Raw genomic sequence first — 20453 nt, forward strand, 5'->3', positions numbered from 1 at the left:
ACTGGCTAACTAGAATATGACTGGGATAGAACAAGACGGTGACGAAACGGATACCATTGAGCAGATGCACCCTGACAGAGTCGGGCACATCCTTTCGGCGGGTGAGAAGAAACCAGTCCGGGTGTATCTTGAAGACGGCGAGATTACTGTCCCTATCAAGCCAGTCAAAGAGCGCAGAGGACCGGAAACGGTGACCGTGCCGTGCGCGTGCTTTGACGCAATAGTTGATATGGTTGATATCGCTGACGCTGGAGAAACCATCTACGCGAGATTCCACCTCCCAGAGAGTGAGTGGTATCGTCTTGGTCTTCATAAACACTGGGAGGAAGACAACGCCGAGGACTGGAGATGTGAGCGGATTATCGAGGTGTGGCTGAGCCGGTTCAAAAACACTTCATCCGGCGAGTACGACTCTGACAGGTACAGCTCCCCCGTGCCGTCCGACTCTCCAACTGTCACAATCTACGAAGAACACGACTTCGAAATTAACTCACCACCAGCACCATTTGACCGACCAGATCTTGAGTTCGACGTTGCGACGGCGGAGAGTGTCTCTAATTATCATAACGCCCGCACCCGCCACACTCTCGGTTCTGTCAAAACGGTTGAACTGCTGGACAGCATCGACGAATGTCCGGAGAAACGAGATGTCAGTCCGCCGAATGGGAGATACAAGATACCATCAAAACACCCGCAAGTTGACTTCGACGAGGTTGACCCACTTCCGATTGACGGGAATATTCTCGCCGCTGTCCACGCCATCAATCGCCACGCCAAGCGTCTTAATGAGGAGGCAGACCGGGCATACAAAATTGGTGAAGGGGCTGAAGCAAAAGTGAAATCCACTCAGAAGAAGGCACTGTACGATGCTAAGACCATTGCCGTCCACCGTCTCACGAAGTCCGCTCCTGATGCTGTCGACCTCCATCTCCACGGACTGTATGAGGATGTTGAGATGTACTGCTTCCGGTTCTCCACCGACTATTCCTTCCATCAACCGAGGGACGCCGTTGATGACGAGTTGCTGGATGCTGTCGGGTGGAACGTACATAATGAAGAAGCACGGGAAATCGACTTCCAACCATCTACAGACGTGAGTAATCTCCAGTTGTCTCTGTCAGAGGCACTGGGCGTTCTTTCTAGCCATGGAATCGACGCCAATGATCATCTCCAGACCGAAGTTGTCGAGGACTATACATTTGGGTACCGAATCTCAACGATATTCAGAATTGATGATGATGACTGATGAGTCTGACCGAGTGGTTCTACATCCCCAACAAGTCCTCCAACCCATTTAATTGGCTGCCCACCTTCGCTCAGAAACATACCCACCAACTCCCTGAACGAATACTAGAGTGATACTCATCTCGACGCCATCAGCAATCACAGAGGGCAGTCCTACGCATGTGTCCGAACAAATACCACGTTTCAGTCTGTGATCGAAACCATTGCCGGGCGCGAGAGTCGACGCGTTGGCTGGCAGCAGCTCCGAAACGACTGTGCGATGAGGAGTCGGCGTATAATCGAGTGGCGAGTGTTGAAGCACATCGTCAAGCAATCCGGCGACTACGACGACACACGTGGACAGTTCTCTGATGGTGATTACTTCGAATAGTTTCACCGGCGGTGTCGAGTGACGCGGGTTCAGCAGCTCCTATCACTGACACGAATAATCACGGCAGTAAATACTTGCACTAATCACTGTGAGACTGACACAGAGGTTGTCAAGAAGTCCGAACCCAACTGCACACTGCCGTATCGGACAAGGCGACTCTCACATCCACGAGCGATATATCAAAGATGGAAGCCTCGCTTTGTATTGAACACCCCGGACTCGCTCCCACCAGAGAGTTATTACGGTTGGACGAAACAGAAATCCCGGTTCCCAACCACATTCTCGATTTTATTAGCTACCCGAAACTAGTAATATGAAAACGCCGGTACTCCACATGCCTGAGCATGTATACACGCTCGACGTGCCCGCTTTTATGACCGGGGGAAAATCTGAGACAGTTATAGACCGTATATTGGTGGTCGATCTCAGTGTAAAAAACAGGTCGTGGCGATTGTCTTTGACAGCGGCGACGGGACACACAAACAACTAGCGCCGCACGGTTCCTCAGTTATCAAGCGAAGGGCAAATTATTCCAAGTGAAAGGGTTACCGACCTGCTGGCGGAGTTGCAGCAATAGGGCGAGCACGCACAGATCGGTCCCGATTCGACCACCTGCCGAGTGAGTATCGCCAGACACGCCAGAAGGACCGGGAGTTATGCAAACAGATCTAGCACGATGTGACGACCAGTTGTGTGTGTCTGACAATCGAGATCAAGTGTGAGACTATCATTTTGAATCGCCCGGGGAGATTTAATCTCTTGATACAGCTGGTTCGCGTGGTCATGACTATTTCTTGCTCCTGCAGGTCTTGTCAAACATGTCGTAGAGCGGCGCATCGACTACGAGGTTGGTCGTATTGCCATCGGTGACGGTGAGTTAAGCGAGATTTATCGGGACGAGAGCAGCGACTCACGAAATTGGAATAAATGTGGGAACAAGAAACTTCACAGATGGGAGTCCGACCGGCTCGCCACATTGCTCGAATATACGTCTGAAGAACACAGAATACTCGTGAATCGTTTCAGGGTCGCATCAGATCAGCATCAATATCAAAGCCCTGGGGCACTCTCCCTCTTTCCCTGTAGACAGATAACCCAAACTCGGGATCCTCGTCAAGGGGCTGGGGCGGATGTCAACAGGGTATCAAACCAGTATGTTCAATAATCCGTCGCGCACAGCTTGTTGTATGAGTCTTGAACGCGAATATGAATGTCCAGACTGTGGAGGAATGCATTTTTGGAAAACAGCATCAATGGAAGTCCATTTGGGGACGAAAATTAAGTGGGCGTGTGATGGGTGTGGATATGAATTTATAGAGATTGATGATATCAATACAGCAGGTGGAGTCTCAGTTGACTCGGATTAAGTATTGAGAGACTGAAAATCACTCAATTATCTCTTCACTCGCCAAGGTACAATGCTGCTACTTCATCACTTTCGAGTAACTCCGTCCCGTCACCCTCAAACTCGTTTTCTCCCATATCAAGAACATATCCGCGGTCAGACACGCTGAGTGCCTGACGAGCATTTTGCTCAACCATTAAAATCGCGGTATTTGTTTCATCACGAATCTCAACAAGTCGATCAAACATATTATCAACAAGATCCGGAGCAAGGCCTGCGGAGGGTTCATCAACAAGTAACAAGTCAGGGTCTATCATCAGTGCTGAGGAGAGAGCAAGCATCTGTTGTTGCCCACCGGACATTGAGCCAGCCCGCTGATTCCGACGTTCAGAGAGTATTGGAAATCGATCCCAAACGCTTTGAAGATCAGATTGAGTTGGTGTTCCATCGATATAGGCCCCCATTTCGAGGTTTTCGCGAACGCTAAGGGTTGGAAATACATTCTCTTTTTGTGGAACATAACATAATCCCTGTTGAGTCACTTGATTAGGGCGTAACGATGTAATATCATTCCCATTGAATCTCACAGTTCCTTCCCAACAATCAATTAAGCCATATGTTGCTTTCATCATTGTTGATTTCCCCGCTCCATTCGGACCGATGATTGTGACAATTTCATCACGCTTCACATCGAGATCAACCCCATGAAGTATCTCGGCATCTCCGTATCCAGAAACGATATTACGTGCCTCAAGGAGCGGCATCTTACTCAGCCCCCAGATATGCATCAATAACTGCTTGATCTGAACGAATCTCCTCAGGCGACCCCTCGACAAGTCGTTTCCCTTCATTCATCACGATAATACGATCCGAGAGTTCCATGATAACATCCATATCATGCTCAACGATACAAAATGTGTATCCATCATCGCGAAGCGCCTTTACGCGATTCATCAGCTTTTGAGTGAGTGCCGGATTGACGCCTGCGACCGGCTCATCAAGAAGAATAAGCTCTGGGTCAAGCATCAGGACGCGTCCAAGTTCAAGCAGTTTTCGCTGTCCCCCAGAAAGATTCCCTGCGGGTTCATTCTGAAGATGATCAATTTCAAGGAGTTCAAGCATCTCAATCGCACGATTTCGGACAGTATCTTCCTCAGCCGCAACAGTTGATTGTCGAAGCCATGTATTCAATACACGTTCGCCAGCCTGATCCTGTGGAGCAAGCATCAAATTTTCAAGAGCGGTCATTTCACCGAGTTCTCGGGTTAATTGAAAGGTGCGAACAAGTCCAGATCGTGCGAGCATATATGGACGACTATTTGCAGTTTCTGACCCACGTTGTTTGAATCGTTCTTGAGTGAGATACCCACCTGCACCAAGAGCTGCTGCGCCAGCAGTCATCCCGATTGCTGGAAGTGCTCCGAGATTGAGTGTGCCAAGCCCAATTGCTCCTCCAATAACGCCTGTTGTGAATGCACTAGCAGCACTCCAGATTTGTGATTCTGTCTGCGTTGGTGTCATAAGCGTTTGAAGATCAGTTCCGCGATAGTGAACTGTTCCACCGTCTGGGATATAGAACCCACTAATAAGATTAAATGTCGTCGTCTTTCCGGCACCATTCGGTCCAATAAGCCCTGTTATTGATTCTGAGTTGATATCAAATGAGGCACCATCGACAGCCACAATACCGCCAAACGTTTTTCGCAAGTTTCGGACTGTCAACAGCGGGTTCGTATCAGACGGTGGTGATTCATCATCAGACATATTCATCGATAATTCAGTATGATCTGTGCTCATTCTTCACCTTCCAGTTCTCTTTGTGTCCCCATATCAGGAATTCGCTCGTTATCTACACTGGTATTTGTTGTGCTGTCACTATGCTCGCCTGATGAGTTCATTTCAGTGCGTTGTGCTCGTTGAGGACCTGATGAATCTCCATCGGTTGTCGTTGTTGTAGCAGCGCTTGTTCGGCTCCCTAAAAGTCCCTCAGGAAGATAGTACAACACGATGAGAAACAAAATGCCAACAACAACAAGTCGGAACGCCTGAATATTAACGCGAATTGCCGGTGGGAAAAAGGCTGCAAGTTGTGTTGTTGCCTGTTGGAACGCCCAGAAAAGAGCAGCGCCAATGATCATTCCTTTATTATTCCCTGCACCGCCAACGAACATGATGAGTAGAGTAATAAATGTCACGCGAGGTGCGAATGTCGTAAATGTCAGCCCCTGTGCATACATTGCCCACAAAGCACCGGCAAATCCACCGAGCGCAGACCCTATAACCATACTCTGAAGTTTATATGTGAACGGGTTTTTTCCAAGTGATTCAACAACTGTTTCATCATTCCGTATTGCTCGAAGCACTCGACCAAACGGCGATTCAACGGTTCGTTCAACAATCGCGTATAGTCCAACAAAGAATAATACAAACCCGGCTAACTGGAACCGAGGATAATCAACTTTGACAGTTAACTCACCGATGCCAGCAATAGCATACCCAATACCAACATCGCCCCCAAATCGAAGCAGCCAGACAATATTCTGAAACAGCGTCTGCGCAACCCCAGCGATATCGCCACTACCAAGCGGACCAAGTATTGGCAACACAAAATACCATAGCGATATAAACCATATCGACCCAACCCCGACAATAGCAAGTCGATTGTTTGATAATGCATCAATCTGGGTTGTGATATAATAATACACGCCAACAAGAGTAGCAAGTGCGCTGATAGTGATGATAATTTTAATTCCGACTGCCTCCAAAACTGGGAGTGGGATTAGTGCAACTAAGAGCCCTGTTCCAAGACCAATGCCTGTTGTAATCGCACTCCAGGAGAGATCCGCATAGTGCTCACGGAGAGCGATTGCAGCGACAATCCAGGTGTATACTGAGACAATCACACCAACTGTGAGCGTAATACCTATTATGAACACTGCAGCAGCGGCAAGAATACCTGCGAGTCCTCCGGCGACTGCAGCAGTTCGTGACACCTGTTTGGCGATTGCATCGACATGTGTGAACCCGAATGTCGCAAGGGTATATACTCGATCACGAGGGGGCGTTGAGTCATCACGTCCACGTTGTATTGATGATGGTGACGCTGCTGTTGCTGTCGCTGATGGAGCCTGGGAAACCATGCCAAGAACGCCTGTCGTCAGCCCCCAAGCCACAAACACAATCAATCCGAGCAGCACTGCACCGATAATCGTCTCACCGGTAACTGGGAACGGTCCCTGAAGCGGCGGGCTATATCCACGGAGGGCATCGGGTCCATTTGCAAGCCATGTTTCTGATTGAATCACACGCTGGAAGATAACGGAGATACCGAGCACTGTGATTGCAAGATAATCCTCACGTAATCGAATTGTCGGAAGCGTGACTAATCCACCGACAATACCCGCAAGAATGGTTCCTGCAAGAATAGCTGTTACCCAGCTACCAAGAATTGGAATATCACCGAGTCCGATCAAATAGACCGTGAAATCTGTTGGATCATCAGGTCCAAGTACAAACAATGCCGCAGTGTATGCGCCGATAAGATAGAATCCAACATGACCGAAATCAAGAAGTCCTGTATGACCATATTTAACATTTAATCCGAGGGCGAGAATACCATAAATTGAGACAAGAAGCATAAACGAAACGACAACATCTGCAACAGCCATATTTATCTCCCCCCTATGATGCCCTCAGGCTTCAATAGTAGGACAGCAAGAAGGACAACGAACGCAACCGGGATGCGGTATGTCGCGCTCAGCCCTGGGATTGCGAAGATTCCAATTTCCATCGCAAGTCCAACAACATAACTTCCAAGAATGGCACCATACACAGAAATTCCACCAAGAATCACGCCTGCGAACATTGGAAGTAAGAGATTAAATCCAAGATTGATTGTAATTGAGCTAAAGAGGAATCCAAGCATAATCCCGCCAACGGCAGCAAAAAGCCCAGCGATAATCCAGACGGACATCATCACTCGCCGAGTATTGATCCCTCGAACTAACGCCAACTCTCTATTATCACTCGTTGCTCGCATTGTCTTTCCAAGGGTTGTTGCCTGAAGCACATAATGCAATGCACCCATCATTACAATCGCAAGGACAATTATTCCGATTCGAAGGGGGGAGGTTCGGATCCGTGTCGCTACGAGCGTAGTGTCCGGGACTGTTCCATTTGCGCCCCCCCAGAATACGGTTGCTCCGATAGCCAGTATAACAATTGAGCCAAGAGCAGCTGTGAGTCGAGGACCAATAATAGCTGCTGGGCTCCGTCGATCAAGAGCAACATATGTCACAGCAATGATAGCCAGCAGAATAACCGCGAATTCAATCCATCCATAACTTGCGACAAGAAGCTGTTTTGATGCACCACCACGCGTCTCTTGAAGACTAATAAATAGCCCATCGGAAGCAATGAAAAAGTCAAAAAATTTGGCAAGGGTCACATCAAGCGCCCCACCAAGAAATGGAATAGATGTCTCGACTGAGTAAAATCGTATTGACCCACCGAAGATGGTTTGAATGCCAAATCGGACAATGAAAGCAACAGCAAGTGAAACAACAAGCATCAATGCAAGTTCGATGTTTTTTTCACGAAACTTTCTGAAGATAACTGACTCTAATAATGGGACAGTTGCGCCCAATAATACAACTGAAAACAGTAGTGCAGCACCGAAGGATGGAGTTCCAAGGACGACTAATGCACCAATAGCGCCAGCGACGACAATATGTACAGTAAGCCCCAGACGTCCTGGGACATCAATTCCCCACCATTGCCCATAAAGCGCATCTCGTCCCCCAAGGTGATAGACTGTTCCTAAGACACCGATGGCTGATAGAACAAACAAAACACCTAATCCTGGAAGACTAACTTGCTGAGCACTTGGAGCAAGTAACTCAAAAACCGGGACAGTATCTGGTTTGTTCACCAGTAGTGCGGCATACGCACCAAGCGTCAGAAGGTCACCATGTGCAAAGTTCGGCACCTCAGCAATGTCGTACACAAGAGCTAATCCCGTCGCACCGAGCGCAACGATACTGCCCGTCACGACACCTGTCACAACTGCATTCAACAATCCCGTCTCTGGTGCCATGTCGCAGATTGTCAGTGTAAAGGGTAAAATCATTTCGATGCCACAAACTGTATACTCGTTAATACCTCAGCATCTGAAATCAATATATGTCCGATAGATGAATATTGTTTGAACATACTCGTCAGTAGTTATTTATATGTTTGATAGCAACAATCGATACGTAATGTCTGAACGTAGTCGACGTGATATTCTCAAAGGACTTGGTGCGGCCGGAACTGCCGGTGTTGTCTCTCTTGCTGGATGTTCACGCCAGTCAGGTGGTGGGTCGACAGAGGAACCAGAGACCGAAGCCAGCGATGGCGAGTCGACAGCCACCGAAGAATCAATGGATGAAGCTGAAGATGGTGAGCCAATCGCTCTTGGCTCAATATTCCCAGTCACTGGAACGAATAGTGCATATGGCGGTGGTCACCAGCAGGCATTTAACCTCGCTATTGAGGAGATTAACAACAGTGGAGGCCTCCTCGGTGGTCGTGAAATTACGGCAGTCAATAACGATACTGAGGGGAGTCCATCGCGATCTGCACAGAAGTTCCGGACAATGATCAATCAGGAAGGTATCGCCGGACTCGTTGGTCCATATTCGAGTGGAATTGGAACGACCCTCGCACCGATTGCTCGTGATAACCGAGTCATGGAGATTTCAAATGGAAATACCTCACCTGCACTCGCAACAGCAGGTGTTAATGAGGATAACGGCGCTAAATACTATGGGCGAACAGCACCGAATGATGTTCAACAAGCCCTTGTTGTTGCACGAGTGTTGAATCAAATTGTTGGTGCGGATACGGCTTCTTTCCTGTATGTTGATAATCCATATGGACAAGGACTTGCTGAAGCAGCAAGTGAAGCATTCAGTGGTGAAACATTGAATATGGTCGCATATACAAAGGCGACAAATGACTATACCTCAACACTTGATGCTGTGTTTGATGACGATCCAGACGCTGTTGGTGCGGTAATGTATCCCGGAAACGGTCGAACAATCCTCAGACAGTGGAATCAAGGTGGATACGGCGGACAATGGGTTGGTGCAGAGGCAATTTGGTCACCACAAATGCTCTCTGACCTTTCGGATATTGTCGAGGGCATGTATATTACCTCCCCACAAACAGCAAACAGCGAAACATTCCAAGAGAACATGGGCGGAACCGATCAGATTACACAATTCGCTCCACACGCATATGATGGCGCGTATCTCATGGGTCTTGCCATGGAGAAAGCTGGTGAGGCAAGTGGAACAGCAATCGCTGAGAATGTCCGAAGTGTGTCACGACCTAATGATGGTGATACGACAGTATCGGTTGCAGAATTTGATGCTGGGAAAGAGGCGCTCAGTAGTGGAGACGTGAATTATGAAGGTGCTTCCGGTTCAGTCGATCTTAATGAAGATCTTGAACCAGTTGTTCCATATCGGATTATGGAAGTTTCAAGTGGTGAAGCACAACTGTCTGAAGAAGTGCCACTATCATACTTTGAGGGGAAGATCTAGTTACTGCGTACTGCGAGAATATTATATTCATCACTCTCAAGTTCTGATTTAGGATTGCGCACTGCATATGAGATGATTCATATGTGAATCCTCACACAATCGTTGACTTTATGTCTCTATTTTTCTGTGGCACGCGCACAAAGGCGTGGCTGAGACATCTCGATCAAATTGACATCCTCCTCCGCGTGAACGCGGAGGAATCCCACGGCACCACACCGCTTGGGTTGGGATATTAGGGTTTGCAGTCTCCCACCTCTGCCCGAGGTTGGAATCCTCGGGAAAGGTCATAAAGGTAGACTCCGGGCTGTGCCAACCAGCCGGTACTCCTATCCCCACCCAAATCGGGTGCAGACTCAGAGTTACTTTGATTAATGTCGAGACGGATATTCTCCGCCCCATTCACATCAGCGTTGAACGCATCCCCGTCGCCGTCGCCGTCGCCGTGTTCTTCACACACGTACAAGCCACGCTCAACACGCTGACTCTCGTCTTCTCTCCCACAGACACAACACGTCTTGCTTGTGTCGCGCTCTGACACTTCTCCGACTTCGATTCCCTCACCCTTCGCTTTGTATTCGAGGATGTTCGAGAACCTGTCGAAGGCCCACCCGTGCAAGTCAAGATTACCGTGCTTCCCCCAGTTCTTCGACTCACCGTTACCGTTGTCGTCTTCGCGGACACCAGCGAGTTTTCCGATGTTGATGCGCCCAACACCGTTTTCGATGCATCGCTGAACGATGTGTGTCGCCAAAGAGTGGAAAAAGTGGGTTCGGCGCTCCGACCACTTCGCATGGAGTCGAGTAGCCCTGTCACCACCAGAGTCATCACACTTGGCGATTTCTTTCGGGAAGTAGTAGCCGTCCTGTTTCAGGCGGTTGCCGGGGTAGAGGTCGGCTTCCTCGGTGCTGTACGAGATAGCGGCGAAGTTACAGATACCGAGGTCGATACCAGCAGTCTCGGTGCCGGGCGCGGTGGGTGTCTCGATTTCGTGCTTGCAGACGAGGTGAAGTTCCCACCGCTGTTTCGCCCTATCGTAGACTGTTCGAACCTGTTGGAGGTTCTCGACGGTGACACCGGGTGCGGTTTCGTACTCAATAAGGATGTATTCCCACGCTTTCGGGTGTTGTTTGTGATTCGCGCCTTTTGAGAGTCGAACGCGGTTGTTCTTGGTGTCGTGTTTGATGCCGTTCTGCTTCCACGTTACTGTTGAACGAGGGTGTTCTTCGTGGACGCGGCGACCCTGTTGGTCGTAGTAGTTTTTTTTGCGGTAGCCGGGCGGATTCGCTCGACTGTCAGACTTCCTCTTGCCGTACCACGAGTTGAAGGCTTCAGCGAGTTCCTCCAGAACGCGCTGACTGGATTGACTGTGCAATCCCTTGTAGTTATTGTGAGTCTTCAACTCGGTTTTGAGGTCGCCGTGGTCGGGTATCTCGCCCGTGGCTTCCCACTGTTGTCGAGAGTGGTAGTTGGCGACATTCCAGAGTTTCGATGCACTCCACCCATGCCGGTCAAGCGAGTCCGCTACCTGTGCGTGGTTGCAGATCTTCGCTTGATGGGTTCGGTGGACTTCCAACATTCTGAACGTCTGTATAATCATTTATACTCGCTTCAGTATTAACGTTTGGTGTTTGAGAATGGTGGAATATCCCGTCCAGCCATCGGCGGTGGTTGCGGAGGAGTTGTCGGATTCATCCCGCGCCTGAAGACCTGTCTCTTACCCACAACTCGAGTCAGGATTTTAGCGGAACGGGATCGGGATCGGCGAGCACGACTGAAATCCTCGGTATCTACAGTTTCAGCACCTCTTTGGAACAATTGTAGTGAGCTTGATTACCGGCGTTCTGTCACCCCCACAGCCGATATCACTATTTGAATCGCTTCTCGCCTCGATTTTTTGATTCAAAATACCTCTGAGAGCGTCTGAAACGTCCGGTTACGACTCCACGAACGTATGGGTAAAAGACAGGCCTGAAGACCTGTCTCTTACCCATAACTCAATACTAGAGGGTAATTTCGACCAAATCAGGCATGAAAAGAAGAAATCAATCAAATTTCCATCAGTATCTGCCCAAGATTAGAGAAGTATCCATGAAGCCGCTTGGAAAGCTCAGCTGAACTCGTTATTTCGGCGGGTTCTGCTGAATGAGCCGCGAAGCGCGCTCATTCAGTACCGAGTTCGTATCCTTCAGCCCACATGCGTAGCTTCTGGAGTCCTTTCCACATCGTCTTCCACCCTGGTGGCGGATCTGAACCACGATCAAGATAACCGCCGAGTTTAGCCACGCTCACTGCGTATGATTTCCCATCTTGACCGCTCAATTCTGGAAATTTCGTTTCCAGAATTGTGCGCTCTGCCTCACTCAGCAGGACCGCCGGAGATACTGAACTATCATCACGAGCAAGTTCTCGTAGCTCCAGAACTTTCCACGCGATCACTGAATACATGCTCAACAACACTTCCATCCGCTCCCAAGTCTGCAGTTGCCGTTCTTCGATGTTACAGCCACTCTTGAGCACTTTATGCCAGTCTTCAATTCGCCAGCGGAGACCGTAATAGTCGATGAGTGTCAGCGTTTCCTCAAACTCTTCGACCGATTCAGTGGTGAGCAACACCCACTGAATCGGGTCGTCATTTTCACCGACCTCGTCAACTCTCACGACATTCACCTCGATTGAACCCTCTTGTTCAGGATTATTCTTTGGCGCGCGCAACTCACACGTTCCAGTGGCTATCGACAACTCCGCTGTTCTCGCTTCGCGCCCACCTCCCTGTTGAATCTCGATTGTTTTGCGACCTTGCTCGGCAAGGTCGCTGCTCCAGTCAAAGAGTTTTCCAGGTTCACCATCATCAGTCCAAATCCGTCGGTTTTGACTCGCTCGGATGATGAAGCCAGCATTTTCCATCTCTCTGGTGACTCCCTCGTAGAACGCGAATGAATCTGCGCCTCGGTCATGGATAAATAGCGGGCGGATATCGTCGGCAAGCCAGTCTCTGGCTTGCCTGTCGCCACGGCTCCATTTCTCATGTTCACTGTCAAGTTGAATCGGCTCTGCTTTGCCGTTGGCATCGTACTTCTCATCGGCCTGCTGGTCCTCGATCAGCGGCTGCTGATCGATGACCCCAGTCATTCGATGGGTCCGTGGATTGATTCCGATCGTGGAGTGAAGCTTGATACCTTCGAGATCCATTTCAGAGTTGCCAATATCGCCGAGACCCTCCTTGGAGGGGTGTCTCGGAAACACGAGTTCGGTGGTATCGGAGACAATCAGGAGTTCGTCTGACCGACTCACTCTTGATTGCTGTTGCTGCTTGTGAGCAGAGAGAACCTCGTTGGGATCCACACTCTCATTATCGCAAAATCGGTATGTAGCTTTTGTGGACGCCCAGTCTCCGCAGGCAGCAGGGATGGACTCGGCAGGTGAGCTGCCGAGTTCATCCCCAAGTTGTACTAGTCGGTCACTCAGGCGCTTGTCTCCAAACTCGGCTGATCGAAACTCCGTTTGAATCCATCCTGAAACATCCATGTCACACAGCTGCCCATCTTCATCGAGTTCTGGCTTCCAACTCCGTGAGCGACGCCCCATCTACCAATCTTGGTTCGTCTACTCTTGTATTACACTTGTGGGTAAGAGACAGGCCTGAAGACGCGGGTATTCTCCTCGAAATTCTATAATAACTCTGAGCATTCGCTTACACTGAATATCACAATGCAGTGATTGACCGGTACAGTACACAATGTGGCATAGTCGGCTTGTGACGTCGCCAAATGCTCATATTGATACATTGTTAATATGATGAGGGAATATGTGTAATACCAAGAGACATACTCACGGTGCTATTGAGTTCCGCTATAACTAATACAATGTCTGTAAATATTGAAACACACTGGCATCCAACGACTAAATTAAATGCCATTGGGAATGAGCTTGATTTTAGTCGCATCGATCCACTTCCATCAGGGGTCGAACGCGATCAAATTGAGGAATACTGTTATACTGTTGAACAGTTGTATGGAGCATATATCGAAACAATTAGGAATAAAACAATTCTTTCACAGCGAGAGGCACAGACATGGGTTCTTCGGAATCTTGTCCATGAGGGAGCTGATCGACTTACTTTTGATGCAGTTGGACTATATATATGGGCAATTGGACGAGAGACAAGCGGTGATCCACTTTCACGAACAATCATTGCTGAGTATCACGACCATGCGGTGTCAAAAATTGATGATGCAACAGCAACGATGATGCATGCCGGTGCACCGCCATATCCGGATGATGTGCTTGATGACCCAGTCGCGCTATGGGTTGACGCCACTGCACGGCGGCGAATCGCCAATCGGCGATTGACAGATGAAAGTTATAGCGACGTGCTTGAGCGATTGCTTGATGAAACCGCTCACACAATTTCACTTGAAGAGCTTGTTAAGACGTATCAGAACCAGTTTAATTCACTCGCGACGGTTGCTGTCCAGACCGTGCGACCAGCATGGGACCGCGAAATTCCGCTCTCAGTGCATATCAACTCTGAAGATGAGACATCGGTTGATGAGCCCAATGATATCACGACATCGCAGTTGATTCCAGAAGTAGTCTCAACGGCAGATATGCTCTCATTCAGCAATCAAGTGCTTCCATTTAGCGTTGAAAGCCGCCCTGCAACAACTGGAACAGACTCAATGCTTGTCGTCTATGCTGACGGAGTTCATCATGAGTCTGTCTCGATCGCAGACGGTATTGTCCGATTGACCCGAGCGATTGACGCAGCAGATGAGACGCTTCAGACAGTCAGTGACCGGGCTCAAGCGAGTGGAGTCTGCGCACTTGGCGTGCGGAATGAGCCAGTTGGCAATGGTGTGCATCTTGTGCTGATCGCCCCATCATCACTGGCGGTACATCCTGGGGATGAGCCTGGTGGCTTTATTCCACCAGAGCGACTTTCAGTTGCTGATCGGACACTGTCGGTTGAGCGGGTAACAAATGTAACCCCAACACTGTATCACGAGGAATATCGCCCGGATACAACGCTTATTTGGGTTGCAAATAAGACGTCGATGGCTGAATCATGTGTTGAGAGTCATCTTGATGGGCCTTCCTCGATTCCAGAGACAAATAGCGCACAACGAGAATTGTTCCCAACGTCAGTGCTCCAGACCGGATGAGTGAATATAAAGATAATAAATTCACAGATAGTTGAGTACATTGAGGAGATTCACTAGCAAATCTTTTGTTTCATTCATCAGAGTGCGTACGGCTAATTTTATAAGTTGACCAAGGCGAATGCCGGGGCTTGACCCGTGTATGAAGCTGACGTGTAGTGTTATAAAATATAAATCACAGGATCATGAGTACTACGATGGACGACACCTGCTACATTCAGCTTCAAGTGCAAAAACACGGACGGTTGGATGGTCTGCTGTCGCCACAAGCTCGGTCGGGGAGAGGCCGAATCAACGCTTGTGGAGACTGTGCCCCCTGTAGATTTCCTTGTGAGATCTGCAAAGTGCGTCGTGGAAACAGGAAGCCTCGGGGCTTGACCCTGAGGCACTTCACATCCCATAATCAACATCAGGTATCCTCAATCTTCTCGATCTGCTCCTGTAACTCTTCGATGTCCTGTTCATCAGTTGTTCCCCAAACGGTGACGATACCGATAGCAAAAAGGAATATAATACCCCAGCCAAGTGTCGCAAACTCAGCAGGCACGTACAGAGTGAAAATACCATCAATCACACCTTCTAGTGAAAAGACGATTATGACAGGACCAATTACCTCTCGTGGTATGAAATGATTAATATACGCTTTGAGGATTCGCGCATTCATATTTGGACCACACTATCTCAACTGGAATAAGTCATTATCGTCTGAAGTCTCTAAGGGGCTCCTTCGAGGCAAGTATCTCCCTCAGAAATCATTGAATTATCAATTTACCTGGCATCAACAAACTGTGTGATTGATACAAGATAGCCGGTCAGTATCACTCCGGCAATCCCGCTGATTACCACACCAGCAATTGTCACTAGTAATGTGTGTGTGAACAGTGGTGCAATGAGCGACTCAGCAATACCCCACCCGACGAATACAAACAATAGTGCAATACACATCCCCAGAGTGAATAATTCACCATAATGTGAGCGAAAAGAACCCGAACATGGTGCAGACAGATAGTATCGATTATATTGATTGACTTTGTCACCCAGTCGTCGTCGAACACCAGGCGGATCTAAGTCTGTCACGTATTCAATGAGTTGTCAATTCCACCTGAAGGTATTCCTGGATAGTTTAACATTTTATTATCGGTGAAAATCCCCACTCGTTCGCGAGCACAAATTCCAAAGGAGAAGTGCTGAATGATCGTTCCAACTGGTATCTTATCGGGTTCGATCTGATACATTCGAATCGCTGCCGCACAACACCCTTCAATTTAAACGCAGTCTTTGATAAATAATAATCATGTCAGATTTACTCCTCATATATGATGATCGAAATAGCTTGTTTCGGGGTGGAGCCCGTCAGGTTGCCCGCGTGTCTGATGGAATACGACTTGTTCCATGGCAGGCAAAGATTACTCGAGAGTTCTTTCAAGCGCAATTTGGCGATCATCTGTTTGCGTTTGTATTAATTAATCCAGAGACGAACCGCGTCCACGCTGGCGGAAAAACAGTACGGCGTCTGCTGCAAGATAGAGGAGCTCCACGTTCTGTTGCAACTACGATTGAAGGAATATATCAAGTCATTGGTGACCAATTTGGTCGGATTGTCCATGGGCAGACACCAGCAGATATTGACGGAACATTTCCCATCAATGAAAATGCTCGACCACATATCAAGGTCATTCAGCGTAAGTGTTCACTTGGATCCTGTGAAGAGTAGATCATTAATTGCAGTCAATTTTGATAACTACTATGTGGCAAACTCGACATCTGTGATTTCAAACCGTGCCCCTCCCTCAGAGCTTTTTATGACCTGTAGACTCCAGTCATGTCCAGAAGTAATCTGTTGAACAATACTTAACCCGAATCCAGTTCCGCTATCGTTAGTTGTGTACCCCGTTTCAAAAATCCGATCATGCTCACTCTCGGGGATACCGGACCCATCATCTGCAATGTAGAATCCATCTGAGGTGGTCTCAATAACTACGTTGACCCCCGGTCCACCGTGCTCAATTGCGTTTCGTAAGAGATTCTCAAAGAGTTGCTGAAGTCGGGAGTTATTGGCTAGTATCTGTGGATTTGTCTCAGGGAGACTCAAACTCGCCTGTTGGGTATCTACACTTTGCCATGCTTGTTTTGCTACTATTTTGATCGAAACTGAACGCATCTCGCCGATATTACGACTTTGTGCAAGTTCTAATAATTCAGTGATCAATACGTTCATTCGATCAAGCGCAGTATCCACAAGATGTAATTCATCGCGATCGATATCGGTCTGTAACAAATCAATATATCCTTGAGCAACGTTCAATGGATTTCGTAGGTCATGTGAGATGACGCCTGCAAAGCTCTCAAGCCGTTCGTTTTGACGCTTGAGTTCGCGTTCATGTGCTTTCCGCTCTGAGATATCTTTAATCGTTCCAAAATGATATGTTGTACCGTTGATTGAGCGCTGTGTTGTGACTGTTGCAACAGGAACTTCCTGACCGTTGTATCTATGTACCGTCTCGGCTTTTCGCGTTTCATTATCCTGAAACGACATCCAGTACGTTTTAAACTTATCAGCATCAATCTCTGAGACAATTTCCCATAACGGCTCTCCAACTAACGCTGATGATGTAACATTAAATAATTCGGCATATGACTCATTTACATAAACATATTGACCATCTTTGGTATAAATCCCAACACCGACACCAACTGATTTGATCATTTCAGCGAGGAATTCTGGTGTTAAATCAATTGAACTATCAGAAGCCATTAGCGTGGATTCCATTTAATTCTGATCGTATAATATCTTAATCATTACTCACTCTGCATATAGTTCCTCACGATCAGATAGCCTGCTACGTTGATTCAATAAACTATCAAAATATAAGATGTCATGGGGATATTACGATATCCATTATTTGAAAGAAGAGGTCAAAAATAAATATATTGATATTTCGGGTATTTGATAAAATTCTGCGCTTCAGGGCAGAGAGGATGTCAAACGGCTGCATTTTCCATGTACAATTATTGAGTGAAGAGTATCAATCACACATAGTCCGCTTCCGGCACAGTGAATAAATGAATCTCTTGAGACGATACTCAAACTATTAAATTAATTTTTGCTCATCTGTAGAAGCGAATACCCGTCGTTTCAATCCTCTCTGATCACAGGTGTCAGTTCGTTACTCTGCCGACTCTACACCCAATCTTCCGCAGGTACTGACTGTTACAAATAAGCGTTAATTTCTGAGAATGGCATATTGTATAATGTGATGATCAAAAACTAAAACGATATTAAAAATTCATATGGCGGGGTACCTGGCTGTGTCTGTTTGACACCAAGAAGTGAAATATGAGGGTTCACCCGCTTTCTTAATTGCCGTTTTTCACCTGGTTGTACGTACTCCTCCACGCGAATCTTCGCAAATTCAACCTCATATTCATCTTGAGTATTATCCCCATAGTAAATCTCCAACAGCGGGTCATCGTCTGATACCTTCGTAACATCAATTGGAGATTTGTCTAAATCTTCAAGAGCAGATATAACCTCGAGACCTGCTTCTTCAACGTTCATACGTTGATTGTAGAGTTACATCCTAAAATGATACAGGGGACTATACGCTTTCAATATCCTGTGTACGTCGTCGTTCTGTCGTATAGCTCTGTTTGTGACTTATTTCCGACCACAGATTGTATGATCTATGGAACGCTTGCTATTCGATTTATTTGCTGAGCTACTCCGCCCCAGTAGTTCCATGTTTGGCTTTTCCTATCTAAGATTGAAATAAACTCACATTCTGGAGACTCAATATAGATTTCAGAGTTACACCAACACCTGCCGTTGAGAGTACTGATGGGAGGGTTCCATCGGTGAACAGATATCCCATAATAAAGTGCTCGAGAGACGCGACAATCGGAGTTTGACTATATGGGACAGGACATTTAGGATATGTATGATCTGTGTTATATATGACTCATTCAGATACGCAAATTAAGCCTGACACAGCCGACATACTAAGTTAAATTGCAGAAAGTGAGAACGCAAGCCTCGATAGTCTGCTGAGGCGGATGCTCGTCCGATATATATCTGTTGAATTACGACAAGCAACATAACAAATCCTCTTGACACGCACACATACTGAGGACACTACTACGACCAGCTCAGACCCACTGTGTCCGTACTGTCATTCCCCTGTTTCATCAATCTTGAACTTGAACAGAAATTCTACAAGCACTGTCAGTATATCCAGCATCTATCGGTGTGAGGACAGATATTGCCCTCTGGGTATGTTTATTGAGACAGGTATGGAAAAAACTGAATACGGAGATCTCCAACTCCTCACAGAGATTATTGACAATAGCGATGAGCGAGATACATATGACATCCGAAGTTGATGATGAGGAGTTCCAGACGCTTGCAGATCCGATGGATATGGATACACTCCGAGGGGACTACTTCGAGGGTGGTGTATTTCTTCTTCTCGATAGGACATGCACTATCGACACAGATGGGAACGGGAAGTACCGCGTCCATGAGGGCAAGGAGCAGGTACTGACTGACGCAGATTTTAGTGAGGTTAGGTCGCTACTGAGGAACTAGGGAGAATTGCATAGAGCGATTCGCAAGGAGTTGAGTTCACACACAGCTTAATGAATCACCCGTCAGAACGAGCATGCGCGTTTATGAGGTTGGTAGTATTCGAGTCCGTGGCGTGGACTAGGCTGGGGTAACGCTGTAGACTCGTGTCCCAATATGATAGACCATACTGACTGTATAGCCCAATACACCGATCGTTGCGAGTACTGCTCCGATGAAGACCGCTGAGCCACCCAAGCTGAGAATTCCACCCAGACTTACGCCAGCAAGAGCAAATCCGAGAGCTCCAATCCCCGCAGTGAGGGCTGGTGCCCATGCTCCAATCTTCACAGCACCGAGAGCAGTCACCCCCGCGATAACTGTGAAGATGAGGGGCGAGTAAAGACCGAGCGGGGCGACACCCATTAGGACTGCCCAGTACGCTCCAGCTGAGAGAACGAACAGTCCGAGCGGTATGAGTATCGCTCTGAGTCTCACCTTTTCCATATACTCGGCGACGAGAGTGGGCGATAAATAACTTAGTGCTCTGTTTCACGTAGAATGACACGCGCATGCTCTGTATTGAACCATTCCTGTCTGAATATGAGTAGTCCTCTACACTGTATTCAGTTCAGACTCCCCTTCACAACTTACAGGCTCAGTATACATTCCAGAGGTACACTAACCCATCATAGAAGACCGCACTCACGCCTGCCGTTGAGAGTGCTGAAAGGAGAGTTCTGTCGGTGAACAGATATCCGCATACTGAGAACATCAATTGTTGGGTTGGACTGGTCGAATAAAAACGTCTGTTGCAACTCTCTCACTCAGTAACTCACTTTGATTATCGCGGTAGTGCTGTTCGAAACCCAATACTGACTCCTCGCGTACTGGGTGGGATTCGGAGCTTATTTTTGTCTCATTCGACTATAAAATTGTATAATGGTATCAGACAAAGAACGGCTTGAGGAGGCTCTCAGGTGGCTCAAGGAGGTGAAAAGGCTTAAACAAGATAAGGAGCGACTCTATTCAAACTCTTTTTTGCAGGGATACAAACAATATATTATTCCCCACAAATACCACGACATGGAGGGAGTATCGGAGGATGAAGTTGACAAGATAATCCAGCGATATGAACGTGATCTCGAAGATTTAGAGACAGGGAACTTCCAGAAATGAGTAGTGT

The 20453-nt window shown here is 47.7% G+C and carries 19 protein-coding genes and 1 pseudogene; 9 read left to right on the forward strand and 11 right to left on the reverse strand.

What is annotated here, in order from left to right:
* Positions 1-16 precede the first annotated feature (16 nt).
* From HQRW_RS09670 to HQRW_RS09680, 4 genes and pseudogenes are all read left to right on the forward strand, one after another.
* A complete protein-coding gene (locus HQRW_RS09670; protein ID WP_014556451.1) occupies positions 17-1246 on the forward strand; it encodes a hypothetical protein in 1230 nt (409 codons plus the stop codon).
* A 189-nt stretch (positions 1247-1435) separates the two neighbouring features.
* Complete coding sequence (locus HQRW_RS09675) at positions 1436-1615, forward strand: hypothetical protein (protein WP_049891938.1); 180 nt, start codon at positions 1436-1438, stop codon at positions 1613-1615.
* A gap of 808 nt (positions 1616-2423) precedes the next feature.
* Positions 2424-2636: pseudogene (locus HQRW_RS16515) on the forward strand (RNA-guided endonuclease TnpB family protein); the annotation flags it as partial.
* A gap of 166 nt (positions 2637-2802) precedes the next feature.
* The gene (locus tag HQRW_RS09680) at positions 2803-2982 is read left to right on the forward strand and encodes a DUF7838 family putative zinc beta-ribbon protein (protein ID WP_011572024.1); all 180 of its coding nucleotides are present in this window, start codon (positions 2803-2805) and stop codon (positions 2980-2982) included.
* A 34-nt stretch (positions 2983-3016) separates the two neighbouring features.
* Here the strand turns inward: HQRW_RS09680 and HQRW_RS09685 are convergent, their stop codons facing one another.
* From HQRW_RS09685 to HQRW_RS09700, 4 genes are read right to left on the reverse strand one after another with little or no spacing between them, the layout of a single operon-like run.
* Positions 3017-3724 (reverse strand): ABC transporter ATP-binding protein, encoded by a 708-nt coding sequence (locus tag HQRW_RS09685; RefSeq protein WP_011572025.1) that lies wholly within the window; start codon positions 3722-3724, stop codon positions 3017-3019.
* Between the two features lies 1 nt (position 3725).
* A complete protein-coding gene (locus HQRW_RS09690; RefSeq protein WP_014556452.1) occupies positions 3726-4757 on the reverse strand; it encodes an ABC transporter ATP-binding protein in 1032 nt (343 codons plus the stop codon).
* Positions 4754-6628 (reverse strand): branched-chain amino acid ABC transporter permease, encoded by a 1875-nt coding sequence (locus tag HQRW_RS09695; protein WP_014556453.1) that lies wholly within the window; start codon positions 6626-6628, stop codon positions 4754-4756. The genes HQRW_RS09690 and HQRW_RS09695 overlap by 4 nt, the downstream gene beginning before the upstream one ends.
* Before the next feature lie 2 nt (positions 6629-6630).
* Positions 6631-8055, reverse strand: coding sequence for a branched-chain amino acid ABC transporter permease (locus tag HQRW_RS09700; protein ID WP_231852306.1), 1425 nt, complete (start codon positions 8053-8055; stop codon positions 6631-6633).
* Between the two features lie 163 nt (positions 8056-8218).
* Between HQRW_RS09700 and HQRW_RS09705 the strand changes: the two genes are divergently transcribed.
* Positions 8219-9547, forward strand: a complete 1329-nt coding sequence (locus tag HQRW_RS09705; RefSeq protein WP_014556455.1) for an ABC transporter substrate-binding protein — start codon at positions 8219-8221, stop codon at positions 9545-9547.
* A gap of 232 nt (positions 9548-9779) precedes the next feature.
* Here the strand turns inward: HQRW_RS09705 and HQRW_RS09710 are convergent, their stop codons facing one another.
* Together HQRW_RS09710 and HQRW_RS09715 are read right to left on the reverse strand one after the other, a co-directional pair.
* Positions 9780-11123, reverse strand: coding sequence for an RNA-guided endonuclease InsQ/TnpB family protein (locus HQRW_RS09710; RefSeq protein ID WP_014556456.1), 1344 nt, complete (start codon positions 11121-11123; stop codon positions 9780-9782).
* Between the two features lie 584 nt (positions 11124-11707).
* Positions 11708-13132 carry an IS4-like element ISHwa2 family transposase gene (locus HQRW_RS09715; RefSeq protein ID WP_014556046.1) on the reverse strand — a complete coding sequence of 475 codons (1425 nt, stop codon included), beginning with the start codon at positions 13130-13132 and terminating at the stop codon, positions 11708-11710.
* Between the two features lie 278 nt (positions 13133-13410).
* Between HQRW_RS09715 and HQRW_RS09720 the strand changes: the two genes are divergently transcribed.
* Positions 13411-14709 carry a hypothetical protein gene (locus HQRW_RS09720; protein ID WP_014556457.1) on the forward strand — a complete coding sequence of 433 codons (1299 nt, stop codon included), beginning with the start codon at positions 13411-13413 and terminating at the stop codon, positions 14707-14709.
* 406 nt (positions 14710-15115) lie between these two features.
* On the opposite strand, the gene HQRW_RS09725 is transcribed toward HQRW_RS09720, so the two are convergent.
* The gene (locus HQRW_RS09725) at positions 15116-15370 is read right to left on the reverse strand and encodes a hypothetical protein (RefSeq protein ID WP_014556458.1); all 255 of its coding nucleotides are present in this window, start codon (positions 15368-15370) and stop codon (positions 15116-15118) included.
* Positions 15371-15474: 104 nt separating this feature from the next.
* Positions 15475-15783, reverse strand: coding sequence for a hypothetical protein (locus tag HQRW_RS09730; RefSeq protein ID WP_014556459.1), 309 nt, complete (start codon positions 15781-15783; stop codon positions 15475-15477).
* A 217-nt stretch (positions 15784-16000) separates the two neighbouring features.
* On the opposite strand from HQRW_RS09730, the gene HQRW_RS09735 reads away from it, so the two are divergent.
* The gene (locus HQRW_RS09735) at positions 16001-16420 is read left to right on the forward strand and encodes a hypothetical protein (RefSeq protein ID WP_014556460.1); all 420 of its coding nucleotides are present in this window, start codon (positions 16001-16003) and stop codon (positions 16418-16420) included.
* A 30-nt stretch (positions 16421-16450) separates the two neighbouring features.
* Here the strand turns inward: HQRW_RS09735 and HQRW_RS09740 are convergent, their stop codons facing one another.
* Both HQRW_RS09740 and HQRW_RS09745 read right to left on the reverse strand, forming a co-directional pair.
* Entirely contained in the window at positions 16451-17461 is a 1011-nt protein-coding gene (locus tag HQRW_RS09740; RefSeq protein WP_014556461.1) for a two-component system sensor histidine kinase NtrB, read from the reverse strand.
* A 513-nt stretch (positions 17462-17974) separates the two neighbouring features.
* Complete coding sequence (locus HQRW_RS09745) at positions 17975-18265, reverse strand: hypothetical protein (protein WP_014556462.1); 291 nt, start codon at positions 18263-18265, stop codon at positions 17975-17977.
* 804 nt (positions 18266-19069) lie between these two features.
* Here HQRW_RS09745 and HQRW_RS09750 point away from each other — a divergent pair.
* On the forward strand, positions 19070-19291 hold the full coding sequence (locus HQRW_RS09750; protein ID WP_231852307.1) for a hypothetical protein: 222 nt from the start codon (positions 19070-19072) through the stop codon (positions 19289-19291).
* 117 nt (positions 19292-19408) lie between these two features.
* On the opposite strand, the gene HQRW_RS09755 is transcribed toward HQRW_RS09750, so the two are convergent.
* On the reverse strand, positions 19409-19774 hold the full coding sequence (locus HQRW_RS09755) for a hypothetical protein (RefSeq protein ID WP_014556464.1): 366 nt from the start codon (positions 19772-19774) through the stop codon (positions 19409-19411).
* A 435-nt stretch (positions 19775-20209) separates the two neighbouring features.
* On the opposite strand from HQRW_RS09755, the gene HQRW_RS09760 reads away from it, so the two are divergent.
* The gene (locus HQRW_RS09760; RefSeq protein ID WP_014556465.1) at positions 20210-20446 is read left to right on the forward strand and encodes a hypothetical protein; all 237 of its coding nucleotides are present in this window, start codon (positions 20210-20212) and stop codon (positions 20444-20446) included.
* The last annotated feature ends 7 nt before the right edge of the window (positions 20447-20453 follow it).

Origin of the sequence: Haloquadratum walsbyi C23, from assembly GCF_000237865.1 — an archaeon.
In the GTDB taxonomy this organism is placed as follows: domain Archaea; phylum Halobacteriota; class Halobacteria; order Halobacteriales; family Haloferacaceae; genus Haloquadratum; species Haloquadratum walsbyi.